This is a genomic window from Mucilaginibacter sp. (assembly GCF_965225845.1).
Taxonomy (GTDB): Bacteria; Bacteroidota; Bacteroidia; order Sphingobacteriales; family Sphingobacteriaceae; genus Mucilaginibacter.
Map to the genome: position 1 here is coordinate 1,037,775 of NZ_CBDDBL010000002.1, position 13,692 is coordinate 1,051,466.

General features: G+C 40.7%; 18 protein-coding genes and 1 pseudogene. 17 read left to right on the forward strand and 2 right to left on the reverse strand.

Annotated features, from left to right (window positions below; genetic code table 11):
• Position 1: 1 nt before the first annotated feature.
• A complete protein-coding gene (locus ACYZ0U_RS08415; RefSeq protein WP_461451640.1) occupies positions 2-1,090 on the forward strand; it encodes an HNH endonuclease domain-containing protein in 1,089 nt (362 codons plus the stop codon).
• Here the strand turns inward: ACYZ0U_RS08415 and ACYZ0U_RS08420 are convergent.
• Positions 1,047-2,261 (reverse strand): cysteine desulfurase family protein, encoded by a 1,215-nt coding sequence (locus ACYZ0U_RS08420; protein WP_461451641.1) that lies wholly within the window; start codon positions 2,259-2,261, stop codon positions 1,047-1,049. The genes ACYZ0U_RS08415 and ACYZ0U_RS08420 overlap by 44 nt on opposite strands.
• 391 nt (positions 2,262-2,652) lie before the next feature.
• Between ACYZ0U_RS08420 and ACYZ0U_RS08425 the strand changes: the two genes are divergently transcribed.
• The 15 genes and pseudogenes from ACYZ0U_RS08425 (at position 2,653) to ACYZ0U_RS08495 (ending at position 12,517) form a co-directional block, all read left to right on the forward strand.
• On the forward strand, positions 2,653-2,982 hold the full coding sequence (locus tag ACYZ0U_RS08425; RefSeq protein WP_157526481.1) for a helix-turn-helix domain-containing protein: 330 nt from the start codon (positions 2,653-2,655) through the stop codon (positions 2,980-2,982).
• Complete coding sequence (locus tag ACYZ0U_RS08430) at positions 2,979-3,299, forward strand: hypothetical protein (RefSeq protein ID WP_461451642.1); 321 nt, start codon at positions 2,979-2,981, stop codon at positions 3,297-3,299. Before ACYZ0U_RS08425 ends, ACYZ0U_RS08430 begins: the two co-directional genes overlap by 4 nt.
• Positions 3,300-3,712: 413 nt before the next feature.
• The gene (locus ACYZ0U_RS08435; RefSeq protein ID WP_461451643.1) at positions 3,713-4,318 is read left to right on the forward strand and encodes a nucleotide-binding protein; all 606 of its coding nucleotides are present in this window, start codon (positions 3,713-3,715) and stop codon (positions 4,316-4,318) included.
• A 70-nt stretch (positions 4,319-4,388) separates the two neighbouring features.
• Complete coding sequence (locus ACYZ0U_RS08440; RefSeq protein WP_461451644.1) at positions 4,389-4,649, forward strand: hypothetical protein; 261 nt, start codon at positions 4,389-4,391, stop codon at positions 4,647-4,649.
• Between the two features lie 177 nt (positions 4,650-4,826).
• Complete coding sequence (locus ACYZ0U_RS08445) at positions 4,827-5,249, forward strand: plasmid mobilization protein (protein ID WP_461451645.1); 423 nt, start codon at positions 4,827-4,829, stop codon at positions 5,247-5,249.
• Positions 5,250-5,272: 23 nt separating this feature from the next.
• Entirely contained in the window at positions 5,273-5,578 is a 306-nt protein-coding gene (locus ACYZ0U_RS08450; RefSeq protein WP_461451646.1) for a relaxase/mobilization nuclease domain-containing protein, read from the forward strand.
• 154 nt (positions 5,579-5,732) lie between these two features.
• Positions 5,733-7,262 (forward strand): IS21 family transposase, encoded by a 1,530-nt coding sequence (gene istA, locus ACYZ0U_RS08455; RefSeq protein WP_461449803.1) that lies wholly within the window; start codon positions 5,733-5,735, stop codon positions 7,260-7,262.
• A 20-nt stretch (positions 7,263-7,282) separates the two neighbouring features.
• Positions 7,283-8,035: an IS21-like element helper ATPase IstB gene (gene istB, locus ACYZ0U_RS08460; RefSeq protein ID WP_354431475.1), complete on the forward strand. Its 753-nt coding sequence runs from the start codon at positions 7,283-7,285 to the stop codon at positions 8,033-8,035.
• Positions 8,036-8,151: 116 nt separating this feature from the next.
• Positions 8,152-8,268: pseudogene (locus tag ACYZ0U_RS08465) on the forward strand (conjugative transposon protein TraK); the annotation flags it as partial.
• A gap of 5 nt (positions 8,269-8,273) precedes the next feature.
• Positions 8,274-8,603, forward strand: coding sequence for a hypothetical protein (locus ACYZ0U_RS08470; protein WP_461451647.1), 330 nt, complete (start codon positions 8,274-8,276; stop codon positions 8,601-8,603).
• Between the two features lie 3 nt (positions 8,604-8,606).
• Positions 8,607-9,887 (forward strand): conjugative transposon protein TraM, encoded by a 1,281-nt coding sequence (gene traM, locus ACYZ0U_RS08475; RefSeq protein ID WP_461451648.1) that lies wholly within the window; start codon positions 8,607-8,609, stop codon positions 9,885-9,887.
• 10 nt (positions 9,888-9,897) lie between these two features.
• Positions 9,898-10,728 (forward strand): DUF4138 domain-containing protein, encoded by an 831-nt coding sequence (locus ACYZ0U_RS08480; protein WP_461451649.1) that lies wholly within the window; start codon positions 9,898-9,900, stop codon positions 10,726-10,728.
• 33 nt (positions 10,729-10,761) lie between these two features.
• Entirely contained in the window at positions 10,762-11,532 is a 771-nt protein-coding gene (locus tag ACYZ0U_RS08485) for a hypothetical protein (protein ID WP_461451650.1), read from the forward strand.
• A 57-nt stretch (positions 11,533-11,589) separates the two neighbouring features.
• On the forward strand, positions 11,590-12,069 hold the full coding sequence (locus ACYZ0U_RS08490; protein ID WP_461451651.1) for a hypothetical protein: 480 nt from the start codon (positions 11,590-11,592) through the stop codon (positions 12,067-12,069).
• 100 nt (positions 12,070-12,169) lie between these two features.
• Complete coding sequence (locus tag ACYZ0U_RS08495; protein ID WP_461451652.1) at positions 12,170-12,517, forward strand: helix-turn-helix domain-containing protein; 348 nt, start codon at positions 12,170-12,172, stop codon at positions 12,515-12,517.
• Between the two features lie 13 nt (positions 12,518-12,530).
• Here the strand turns inward: ACYZ0U_RS08495 and ACYZ0U_RS08500 are convergent, their stop codons facing one another.
• Positions 12,531-13,193 carry an SOS response-associated peptidase gene (locus ACYZ0U_RS08500; RefSeq protein ID WP_461451653.1) on the reverse strand — a complete coding sequence of 221 codons (663 nt, stop codon included), beginning with the start codon at positions 13,191-13,193 and terminating at the stop codon, positions 12,531-12,533.
• 78 nt (positions 13,194-13,271) lie between these two features.
• On the opposite strand from ACYZ0U_RS08500, the gene ACYZ0U_RS08505 reads away from it, so the two are divergent.
• Positions 13,272-13,691, forward strand: coding sequence for a LexA family protein (locus ACYZ0U_RS08505; protein WP_461451654.1), 420 nt, complete (start codon positions 13,272-13,274; stop codon positions 13,689-13,691).
• The last annotated feature ends 1 nt before the right edge of the window (position 13,692 follow it).

A 13,692-nucleotide genomic window follows, 5' to 3' on the forward strand; every position in this document is an offset into this window, starting at 1 on the left:
AATGGATATTTCTGTTGGCCCATTAATTAATTCACTTGAAACGACGACTAATTCTTACAAATTTTATTGGTTAAATGGCATTTTGTCATGCTTGGAGAGACCTGACGCGGATTCTCTAATTCCGATAAGTGACATTGTAATCGAAATGCTGTTGGAAGCCTGGCATCCTATCTGTCAGTTCAAATTATACTATGGATTTTATGATCGATTACCTATACTAATCCGGCAAATCCAAGGTGACCTCCATATTCCTGACCTCATCAAACGCCACGAATTAAAAAGTATATTACTTAAGAACACTAGCGCCATTTCGATAGAAAATGCAAAAATAGAATTGCTGCGGTATGTACCTTATCGTTTTCTTTCAACTTGGTGCAAAGAAAATCTTGTGCAATTACACGATCACCAAAGGCATAAAAAAATAGCGGAGATAGCATTCACAGATGAAAATCTTCCATATTACTTTGTTGACAATTGCATACAAGTTCGAAAAAATTGGGTGGAATTTATAAATCTTTACGGAACACTTATACGGGGCAATATTATAAATCGCCTGAACCTATATCTGACAAAAAGAAATCCCAATGTTCCTTCAATTATTTCTAAGATTCAAGGTGCTGAAAAACGTAATTTGCTCAAAGCAAAGACTATCTGGGCTAAGTTCTTGGTTGAACATTCATTCTCTTGTATTTATTCCGCTCAGGCGATATCAGAAAGCGATTTTAGTTTAGATCATTTTATTCCTTGGAGTTACGTTGTACATGACGAAATCTGGAATATCATTCCTACTACAAAATCAATAAATTCTCAAAAAAGCGACAAGCTCCCTGCTGAAATATATTTGGATACTTTTATTCACTTGCAGTTTCAACTGTTTCATTTTATTAACGAATCAGAGGAAAATTGGGAAAAATATTTAGTGGAGTACACGAACATTTTTAAAATGGATTTAAAATCCATTTTAAAACTTGACTACGAACAATTTAGTATTTCATTCAAAAACCTGATATATCCCATGCTACAGATCGCCAGAAATATGGGATTTATCAGCGGATGGGCACTGGATTCTTCATTTCCCGCAATTGTGTGATTGTTTCTTTTAATTCGTTAACAACAGCGTCAATATCCTCTTTTGTATTGTACTTTCCTATACTGATTCTTATCGAAGAATAACAATCCTCATCAGACAAGCCCATAGCTTTCAATACGTGCGAAGGTTCTACTTTAGCTGATGAACATGCAGACCCATTGGACAACATGATGTCCTTTAAACCGACAATAAGCGCATCTGCATCAATGCCTTTGAAACGGAGATTGCAAACATTGTACATTCTGTTTGACACATCTCCGTTTATATACGATTGGTTAATTGACAGAAGGTTGCTTTCAAGATAGTCGCGTAATACCTTTATATTAAACGAATTCTGTTTAAGTTCACTTTTTGCTAAAAAGGCAGCCTGACCTAAGCCAACAATTCCTGGAACATTTAATGTCCCGCTACGAAGTCCCCGCTCATGCCCACCACCATGTAACAGCGGATTTAACTTAACCTTAAATGGTCGTCGGCTTCGTATATACAACGCCCCTACACCCTTGGGACCGTAAAATTTATGTCCTGAAAAAACCATTAAATCTGCCCCCAAATCATTTACGTCTATAAGCATTTTACCAACTGCCTGTGTTGCATCCGTCATAAAAAAGACTCCGTTTGAATGGCATATTTCAGAAATTTCCCTTACCGGTTGAATAACACCAGTCTCGTTATTTACCAACATTACAGAAACTAATATTGTTGACGGAGTTATTGCTTCTCGAATCAACTCGATATTAATTAGTCCATTAGGTTGTACAGGCAGGTAAGAAACTTGGAAACCATCAGCTTCTAAGGCACGACAAGTATCAAGTACAGCGGGGTGCTCAGTTTCGCAGGTTATAATATGATTTCCCCTTTGTTGGTTCTCTTTTGCTAATCCTTTAATAGCAAGATTAATTGCTTCAGTCGCCCCGGATGTGAAAATTAAATCAGTTGGAGCACAATTAACTAATTCACTTATTTGTTCCCGCGCCGTTTGTACCGAAGAGTTGATACTAACACCAAAAGCATGATTGCTTGCAGCATTGCCATATTCTTCGGTCAAATACGGCATCATAACCTCAAGTACCCTTGGATCAAGTTTTGTCGTTGCGTTGTTATCTAAATAAATCATCAGTTTTACTAAAATCAAATTTACAATATCTATCAATAAAGCTTTGCATTTCACGATTAATAATAATCTTATACTACTGATTTAACTTTAATTAGACATCTTTTTAAAATAGCTTTTGACTAAAAATTTAATTAACAGAATCTTGAGGAATTTAGTCATCACCATTATGCTCCCACATTTCAATAACTTGTAGATATCAGCGTTATTAGGGTTATTTTGTTTTGTCAAAAATTTTCTTAGCACGACTTGAATTGAATATTTTATAAATACCGAGCCCTTGCAAAATAGTGGCAGTTTGTTTCGTCGGTCGTTCACAACCGCCAATGTTTCAGCAATAATTCGTCGCCAAAACGTACTAAATGCATAAAAAACACCTACCTCGTACATGAGGTGTGAAAAAAATATTTTGCCCTTCCTCACATTTGCTGTGCTAAATTTTTAAGCTATGGCAAATTATAATGAAACTTCAAATGACTTTCCAAAAGTTCACCGTGATCAGTTGATCACGGTGCAGGACTTGATTGATTTTAAGCAACAGCTAATTGTTGACATTAAAAAGCTATTAAAAGAACAGACCGGCCATCCGGGGCACCAATGGCTAAAAGCGTTCGAGATCAAAAAGATGCTTCGCCTTTCGGAGAGCAAGCTTCAATACCTTCGCGACAAAGGTTTGATCCCTTTCAAAAAGTTAGGTGGTATAACTTATTACAACCTGGAAGATATTCAGGCGCTGATGAATTCCGGTAAGTTGAACGATCAAATGAAAATGGCATGAAGCGTAAAGCAAGGCGGATCGTTCCTGTCCCCAATCAATCATCCAGGAGTAGCCTGAAAATAGTTCCTCGAAATGATGACGGTTTAGGCACTTCTATACCGCCATCATTGGCCAATATTGAAATATATTTTGATCAAAAGGGAGTAATGGAGGTTGCCCGGGATTTTTATGAAGAACATGAGTTAAGGGCATGGAAAAATGCAACCGGCTACCCGATAAATAACTGGAAGGTTTGTGCAGCGGAATGGATCTATAACTATCGGCAGGAGACAAAACGAAAGTTTAGAATGTCGCCATTTTACTGCGAATCGTCTTGAATATCTAATGAAAGTTATGATGACAATTTGTCGGTTCTTGGTGGCTTGTAAATTCGGTTTCTGAAAATTTCAGTTTTATTAATAGACCCAAAATACAACGACTTTCACCACCAGCGTGACTTTTCAAAATTAAATGGTTAAGCGCAGAATTTCACACTATCGAATAATGACCTTACTGGAATTGATGAAGTGAAATGAGTGATAGACCCTTCATACATAATTACATACCTGTGTATTTACAGCAATATGTATTTATTGAATTATGCAGATAAAGAAAATTGTAGTTGTTGAAATACGGAATTACAGAAATTAGTAATTACACAAATCTGCAATTACAGAAATATGTATCTGAAGATTTACAGCATTATGCAATTACAGCATGATGTATTTATTAAAATATAGAATTACATAACATGGGAAAGATCATCACCGTAGCCCACCAAAAAGGGGGCGTTGGAAAAAGCACACTGGCAATGAATTTAGCAGTGTGTTTTCAGGATCAGCTAAACGTTGCTTTGGTTGATACGGATTTGCAAGGCAGCCTCACCCAGATCAAGGAAGAGTTGCCTGATCTCTCAGTGATAAGCAAAGACGAATTGCAGGATATTAAACATTTAGACTATGATCTGATTATCGTCGATACGCCCCCTTACCTGTCGAACAAGCTGCCGGAATTATTTGGCCTGTCGGACTTCATATTAATACCGACAAAGGCCGGATTTTTCGATGTGATGGCTATCCGCTCAACTATCGCATTGTTAAAGGATGCACAGGTAAAGAAGCCGGATATACGGGCCGGTATTGTAATGAATATGATCAAGCCGCGCTCTGGTATTACCAAGGAAGTGAGCGGCCTTTTAGAAAGCATGAAAACCCCTGTTTTGCACACGATGATCTATGACAGGGTGAGAATTGCAAGGTCATCAATTACAGCAGGGGTTTTGCAAGGAAACGATAGCAAAGCGATAACAGAAATAACAGCTTTAGCGGAAGAGATCGTAAACCGCATCAGTGCATAATTACATAAATACATATTTATGTAGTCGTCAAAATGCCTGGTCTAATAAGGTACTTAACGGAAGGTTTACAATGACAGATTATAAAGATAAACTCGGCGGCTTAGCGGACAAACTTAAAAAAGAGACGCCTAAAACCCCGATACAGGAAGTGCAGCCGATCAGGCAAAATACGGGAGTAAAAGAAGAAGAGGCGCAGTTAAATGTATGGATTCCAAAGGCGCTTTTAAAGCGTGTAAAAACCTATGGGGTAGAATTCGATGCTTCTTTAAAGGATATCAGTATCGAGGCGTTAAAGTTCTTCTTAGATGCCAAACAGAAAAAGTCAACATGATGCAGGTATTAATGGAATTAAGGCAGGTTAAAGATGTCTTTGAGAAGGAGATTGCCTCTTAACAGCAATCAGCAAGATAAACGTTTGTCCGACAAACGGATCTTGCCCCTACCTTCCGAAGTCAGTCGGGGGCCATGGGAAAATCCTCCGAGGTCGGATTTTTTAAAGATTTAAGGAATGGAAAATGAAGAAGAAAACAGGGAACGCAAAGTAACCACACGGTTCAAGCCCAACGAATTTAAAGTAATTGATACCCGCTTTAAGAAAACAAGATTTTTAAAAATGAGCGAGTACATCAGGTCTGTTTTGCTTGAAAAACCAATCACCGTAAACTACCGGGATAAATCAATGGATGATTTATTGGAAGAGCTTGCTCTGCTGCGGAGGGAACTTAATGCTATCGGTAATAATCTCAACCAGGCGGTACGGCAAATTAACAGTGCCCATGGGAATGCAGATAGTAGATTATGGCTTAATCTACTTTCGATTATTGGAAGTAAGGTTGATCCGGCAATTATGCAAATCAAAGAGCGGATGCAAAATTTCTCAGAATTATGGTCGCAAAAATTAAAACCGGACGAAGCATCGTCGGTGCAATAAATTACAATGAACATAAGGTGGGATTGGGCAAAGCAGAACTGATTTCAGCACAAGGTTATCTTAAAGACCCGCTCGATCTGACATTCAACAACAAGTTGGAAAGGCTGACGGATCTTGCGAAACGTAACCAGCTTACACTTGTCAATACCTTGCATGTTTCATTAAATTTTGCAGTAGGTGAAAATTTGGATAAAGATATTCTTCAGCAGATTGCAGATGACTACATGGAAGGCTTAGGTTTTGGAAAACAACCTTATTTAGTGTACCAGCATCATGATGGATATACCGCTGATATTGACCACCCAATTCCGGCGGAATGTGACCAGTGATTCCGCGTCAAATTGACCACCCCATTCCGGGGCAAACTGACCAGGCATTCCGGGCCAAATTGACCACCCCGAACGAGCAGCTAATGCTGTAGAAGCACCCATCTTTACGAGGTTTAATATAACCTCCAAAAGCATGGCCAACACTACGATTAGCATGAGTAAGATCAGAAAGATAATAAGGATGTACACCAATGGGCGCAGTATCATGTCGATAGCTGCCCAGGCTGATACGTCCCGGAATACCGTTAAGAAGTACCTGGCCTCGTTTAAGGATAGTGGCTTTACGTTCGAGGAGGTTGATGCGCTGAACGATAAGGAACTAGAGGACTTCTTTGGAAAAAGCAGGGAGATGCCTCCTACAGGCCGTATGCAATCTATGCTGCGGTGCTTTCCGCATGTAGATAAGGAGCTTAAACGCACCGGCGTTAACCGTCATATATTATGGGCAGAGTATTATAAAGAGTTCCCGGAAGGCTATCAGTACAGCCAGTTCTGCTTCTATTATACCCAGTGGAAAGCGAGGGTCAACCCGACCATGCATATGGATCACAAAGCAGGTGATAAGCTGTATGTGGACTTTGCAGGGCAAAAGCTGAGCATTACCGATAAGGAGACCGGCGAGATCATTACCGTTGAGGTATTTGTAGCGATACTCGGAGCCAGCCAGCTTACTTATGTAGAAGCTGTGAGTAGTCAGCAAAAGGAGGACTTTATTACGGCCTGTGAGAATACGCTGCATTATATCGGTGGCGTTCCTGATGCCATTGTACCGGATAACCTGAAAGCTGCCGTGACCAAAAGCAGCCGTTTTGAGCCCACGTTAAACGAAACATTCGCTGACTTTGCTGATCATTACGGTACTACCATACTACCAGCTCGGGCGTTCCGCCCTCGTGATAAAGCATTGGTAGAAGGTGCGGTTAAGATCATGTATACCCGGATCTATGCCCCCTTAAGAAAAGTAGTTTACCATTCGTTAAAGGATCTGAACGAAGCCATAAGAGTGGTGCTCGAAGAGCACAACAACCGGTTCCTGCAAGGGAGGAACTACAGCCGAAGGCAGCAGTTCGATGAGATAGAGCGCGAAGTGCTCAACCCTTTACCTGTTCTGCGTTACGAGCTTAAAAAGCAGTTCCATGCTACCGTGATGAAGAACGGCTATGTATGCCTTGGACCGGATAAACATTATTACAGCGTCCCTTATCGGTTTATCGGCAGAAAGATCAAGCTGCTATATTCCAGTTCTTCGGTAGAAGCCTTTTACCATTATGAGCGTATTGCCATGCATAAACGCACAAGGGGACTATATCTTTATACAACCGAGAAAGACCATCTGGCTTCCACTCATCAGTTCGTGGCCGACTGGTCAAAAGATAAGTTCCTGGGCTGGGCCTCATCCATACACGAGGATGTCAGGCTTTATATCCATAATATATTCGACCGTAAACAACATCCTGAACAGGCTTATAAGTCCTGCCTGGGTATCCTTGGCTTCTCCCGCAAAGTAGGTAATGAACGCCTGATCATGGCTTGCCGAAGAGGTCTTCACTATGGCGTTTATAACTATAAGACCATTCATATGATCCTGGAAAAGAAGATGGATCAATACGAAGAAAGCCTGTTCGCAGATGAACTTCCTATGCCCAGCCATGATAATATCAGAGGCGAAGACTATTACAAATAACCTTTTAAACAACCAATGGAATGAACACAAACACGTTAGACAAAATGCGGAAGCTCAAGTTCTTCGGCATGTACCATGCTTTTCAAAGCACCCTGGAAACAGGTAAAACAGAGGATTACACAGCAGATGAGCTACTGGCGCACCTGGTAGATGCAGAATGGGATGACCGCCATAACAGGCGTATCGAGCGGCAGATATATTATGCCAAGTTCCGCTACAAAGCCTCTGTAGAGGACGTTCACTATCATGCCGACCGAAGTATCGACCGTAACCAGATCATGCGCCTGGCGGACTGTACATTCATCGAGCGCAATGAGAATCTGCTGATCACCGGCAGCACAGGTATCGGTAAAAGCTATATCGCTTCTGCTATTGGGTACCAGGCCTGCACACTGGGCTACAGGGTCTTTTATGCCAGTACGCCCAAACTGTTCTCTAAACTCAAAATGGCGAAGGCCGATGGTTCGTATCTCAAAGAGGTTGCGAAGATCGAGCGGCAAGAACTACTGATATTGGATGACTTCGGTATACAGCCTTTTGATGCGCAAAGCAGGGCTGCGCTAATGGAGATCATTGAAGACCGGCATGGAAAGACCTCGCTGATCATTACCTCTCAGCTACCTGTAAGTAAATGGTACGATGTGATCGGTGAAAAGACAATTGCTGATGCTATACTGGACCGGATTGTACATAGTGCACACCGTATCGAACTGAAGGGGGAATCAATGAGAAAGAAACGAAGAACTGATGATAAAGAGGTCAGTTATCAATAACCACTTTTAATAACTAACTTTGAAAACGCTTTTACAGCTCTCGCTGCTATCGTTCGCCAGCTAATCGCCTGGTCACTTTGCCACGGAATCAGGTGGTCAACATCCCCGGAATATCAAGCCTGATCACTCAGGGGTATTTGCGCAATGTAGCAAGGTCAGACAATAACCCGCATGGTTTTTTGATCCTGCATTGGGAAACCTTAGCGAACAGGGACACCACTATTCAACGCTAAAAGTTATGATTTTATCAAACAGCAAAACGTCAGCACAATTGAGCGACAAGGTTGCGGCTTCGCTGGCAAAGCAAATTATCAATTTCCAATTACGTTTTTCGGCCTGGCTTAACAGGTGGTTTAACGCTTATTCTATTCGTCAAAAGAAACAGATTGCTATCGCAATCGGACTGCTAACGGCTATCATATTAATTAGCAGCTCATTTTGCAGCTTCTACACTATACCAAAAATATCACAAAACTATACGTCTGCCCACATTGGGCAGGCATCAGAGTTTCCCGATCCGCAATTCATTAAACGTCAATTAACAGATTCATTAACTAAAAAAAAGTAAATCATGAATGCAGTATTAAACAGCGGCCAATTGCCGCAGCATACTCCTGAATTTCTAAAGGAGCGCAAATTTCTAATCGTTATGCCCCTGCTTATCATCCCATTTTTAACGATGGCGTTCTGGGCATTAGGCGGCGGTAAACAATCCGCATCTGATTTTGAAAATTCCAATGTGCAGGGATTAAATTCAACACTGCCACAGGCGCAATTTAAAGACCAAAAGACCCAGGATAAAATGGGCGTTTATCAAACCGTTAAAACTGATTCCGTAAGTTCAGCCAGCAGCGGGGTTAGCGAGAGTTTCGTTAAATCAATGGGACTGGATGCCGCTAAAGCCGGGCATAGTGATTCAACTACCCAGCGTTCTACCGCCAACCTTACAGGCGGCCCTACCCTGGCAGATGTGAACGAAGCCAAAATTCAGGCCAAACTTGCCGCTATCAATCAGCAGATCAACCAGCCGGACCAGCCTAACTACGGCGGCGGCAGCGCCTCATCGCCGCAATCCACCGCCGACGTAAAACGGCTGGAATTGATGATGAAAGCCATGAACGGCAACGGCGGCGGCAACGATCCTGAAATGAAGCAGCTCACCCAAATGCTGCAACAAATTAACGATATACAAAACCCCGGGAATGCCAACAGTAAGCTACGCAATCAATCCCTGAAAAATCATGGCCGCGTTTATGCGGTGATGGCGGCGAATGACGATGACGACGATAATTCCGCATCTGATAAAATGCAGGTTAGCTATGCTTCTTACGATGGTGGCGGTAAAACAAAAAAACGTCGCTCCGCTAATGCTACCGAAACAGCAGGTAATACAATTCAGGCAGTGGTGCATGAAGATCAAACGCTCGTAAGTGGTGCCGTTATCAAACTAAGGTTGCTGGATGGCATTTATGTAAACGGCAAAATGATACCAAAAGGCAGCTTTGTTTACGGCACCTGCGCTTTGAATAACGAGCGATTAGAAGTCAAAATAACCAGTATTCGCTATCTCAATAATATCTTGCCGGTAGCACTCGCAGTTTACGACCTTGACGGTATGGAGGGCTTATATGTTCCTGGTTCCATCGGAAGGGATGCTGCAAAAAATGGCGTTGGCGATGCGGTTCAATCTATGCAACTCATGTCAATGGATCAGTCCGTAGGTACACAGGCCGCCAGTGCAGGGGTTGAAGCCGCCAAAGGCTTATTCAACCACAAGGTAAAACAGATAAAAGTTAAAGTAAAGGCCGGTTACGAAGTTCTTTTAAAGGACAGTAACGACCGTGATAATTAAACAAAATGCCATGAAAAAATCATTCATTATTTTCATTCTTGGTGCTTGGGGGACAGTTTCCTACGCACAAGATACCGCTTATGTGAGCCGTAATAAAACTACCGCGTTGTTTTTTAAATCGGCGGTAAAGATTATCAGCAAGTCAACGCCGGATTTCGATGTTGACCAAAAAGAGAATGCTTTGATTACGATTAAAGCCCTTACAACAGATTTTTCACCAACCCGCATTAATGTGCAGGAAATTAGCACTGCAAAAATCTATCACATTCCGGTAGAATATTCCTACGGACGTGCCGGACGACGAATTGAACTTGATGGAGGAGCACCAATGACAGTTCGGGTCATTAAAACTGCGGATGTTAATTACAGCGCAGTCGTTTCACAGTTAGCCGAAGGTAAACGCAAAGACGTGGTAGACCATGAAAAAACCGGAGGCGTAAAAGCCTGGGTTGATAAACTATCCCTTGCAGGAAATAGGGTTTTCTTTAGGTTAGATATTCGTAACAAATCCAATCTGCCTTATGAAATTGATTTTGTGCGATTTTATATCAGGGATTTGAAAACGGTTGCAAGAATGGCAACTCATGAACAGGAGATCGTGCCCTTAATTACAACACTCCGTAAAAAAACTTCAATTGCCCATAAACAGGAGATTGCAAAAGTTTTTGGCTTTCACCGTTTTTCCCTTTCTGATGACCAAGCGCTAAACGTTGAATTATACGAGCGTAACGGCAACCGCCATTTGTACCTGCAAATCAAACAGAAGGATTTGGACAATTTAAAAACAATAACCCCGGCAAGGCAGCAACCGGTTAATGCAATAGCTGCAAATACACTTTAATTAACCATTTATTTCATTTTTAATCATTACGTTATGAATACTCAAAATGCTGAATTTCTAAAAAAAAGCCTGCTTAACCTGGGTTTTGGCGACAAATTAAATGCTGAACTGGATAAGGAAATGGCTTCTAAAACGCCTGAATTTAAATTAGGCTTACAACATGAGTTCAACCAGAAAACGGTTGATTATACGCTGCATTTTAAAGCAGGTGATAATAAGGATATGTACTTTTTTAATAAGTATGATGCAACTATTAGCCACAAAGATGACCCTGCCAAGGATATTAATCAATCTTTTTTCATCAATAAAGGCAGCGGCATAACCGCTAAAGAGGCATTCAATTTAATGGAAGGCCGTGCCGTACACAAACAGCTTTACAATTTGGAAGGCCAGAAATATCAATCTTGGTTAACGCTTGATGATAAGAACCTAACTGAAAACGGTAATAAAAAGATCAAGCATTACCATGAAAACTATGGATATGATATTGATAAGGTGATTGCTGGAAAAGGTATCAAGGAACTGGAAGATCCTAAAGCGAAAGACGAATTAATGTATTCCTTAAAGAAAGGTAACGCCCAGCAAATAACCGTTGGCGACGATAACGGCGACAAAAAATATTTTATTGCCGCTAATCCGCAGTATAAAACTGTCGATTTGTTCGATCATCAAATGAAGAAAATTAAGCGGGAAGAATTATTGCAAACCGAACAAAAGCCGGTCAGAAACTTAAAACAACGCGAGCAGCAAAAGGAGGATGCTCCTGCAAAAAAGCAGTCGCGTAAAGCTAAAGTTCACGTTTAAATTACGAACCATGAAACAGGTCAGTCAATGACCTGTTTCTTTTTTAAAAACCAAGTCATGGCAACGATAACCACACCACGCAATCCGCTAATTCATATAAACGACCAGCAGTGGATTAAATTAGTAGAGTTTTTAACCGAAAATGTTTTGGCTTTAAACAGCAGGAAACTATTAAAAATAGAAATTCAATATACCGAGGGCGGACATTATCCGGCTATATATTTTCGCTTAACTACCATATCGGACGATCCTGCCGATCAGGATCTCAAAACTGAAGTTTCAGGATTTGTATTTGGTTTTAATAATGAATGGGATGATGATGTTTATATTCATCCGTTAAGTTCATTAGGTTTTTGGGAAGACTGGTTAAAGGCGAATGCAATTACTTCCATTTTTAATTATCACGAAGTAGGATTGCGCAAACTCGTTGCTTTCCTTGAAAATGAATTAAACCTTTGGAATATAACCGAAAATTCAAACCTGCCTGAATGTGCTCCAAATGAATGGAGAGTACTAAATGATTATAATTTCTCTTAAAATATCTGTGGCTAATTCTATTACCTGTAGTTATAATTTAAAAGCTACACTTATAGTAGATTCGCTTTAACGCCTATATTTTTACCTTAAATCTTTAAGTATGCATATAGGTAAAAACATTGCAAAAATTCGCGAATTGTTGGGCGTCAAGCAAGAAAGCCTTGCCTTCACATTAAAGATCAGCCAACAAACTATTTCAAAAATTGAACAGACCGAAAATCTGCGGGAAAATACTGTTGAACGTATTGCAATTGCTCTGGGCGTTAGTACGAGCATGATTTATAAATATAGTGATCAATTATTAATTGATTTTTTAAAAGAAGCTATTTCGGAAACTGGTCTTCCAAAAGAACAGACTTCAATGAACTTGCCTATTTTAGAAAAAATCATTGAACTTTACGAGCGTCTTATATTGTTGGAATTGGAAAAGGCGAAACTGACCAATTAAACGAATAGCAAATCTAAAAAAGCGAATTACCATCATCCTTTTTCTTCGGCAACCGTTTTCTGCCAACTTCTTTAAACTTCAAAAAAGTAGAGTTATAAGTTTGAAGCAAACCCATTAATTGCTGAAAACTTGCCTCAGGATGCATCCACAAACGCCTTTGCTCTTTATTGAACACAACCGGCATACGAATATGGATTTTGCTATAGTTATTATCTGGCTCACAGGTTGGAATGGCAAAGCTATTTACCGGAATATTCCCGTTCTCACGGTCCATCCAGGTTGTCCAAATGCCGGCAAAGTACACGTACTTTTCGCTTACATGGCTAACCTCATACTGGACTTTAAATTCACCCTCATCATGCCACTCATAATAAGACGGTACAAGATTCAAGCAACGGCTTTTCATTAAAATATCCTGCCATTTACCACTGGCGGCAATGGTTTCGGAACGAATATTTGTTAATGGCCTTAGTTCCGCGATGTTATGCGTGTTTGCAGGTATAAGCCCCCATCGCATATATTCAATCTCCCTCGGGCTTTTATGCGTGATAACCGCCGAAAGATCAGTCGGCGCACAATCACTTTTAGCCGCTCCCAGTTGAGGGGCGTTTGATACTTTAACCTTTAAATCTGTTTCCAATTCCCATGATTGGGAAGCCACTTGTCTGCCGCACATAAAACAAAGTTAAAAACTTTATTGTTAAAATACTAAAATAATTAGCAATTTTGGCGGTCATATTATGGAATTATGCGGGTGAACTTGTACAGATTAAATACAGACAGCAAAACGCTGATCCCTTTTTTTGAAGATGGCATCTTTGGAGGATTTCCAAGTCCGGCAACAGACTACTTTCGGAATGAAATAGACCTGAACGAAGAACTGATCCGCAACAAAAGCACAACATTTTTAGGCCGTGTAGAGGGTGTCAGCATGAAAGATATTGGCATCTGGTCAGGGTCACTTGCTATTATCGACCGCTCTTTAGAAGCCAAGAACAATGACCTGGTTGTTGCCTGGGTTGATGAAGGATTCACCTTAAAACAAGTACGCATTAACAATGACGGCGTTTTTTTATATCCGTTCAATGCAGAATTTAAGCCGGTAAAGATCTCCGACCAGGATGATTTTTTCATTTGGGGCAAAGTAACCTACATCATTAATTCAACGATTTGAT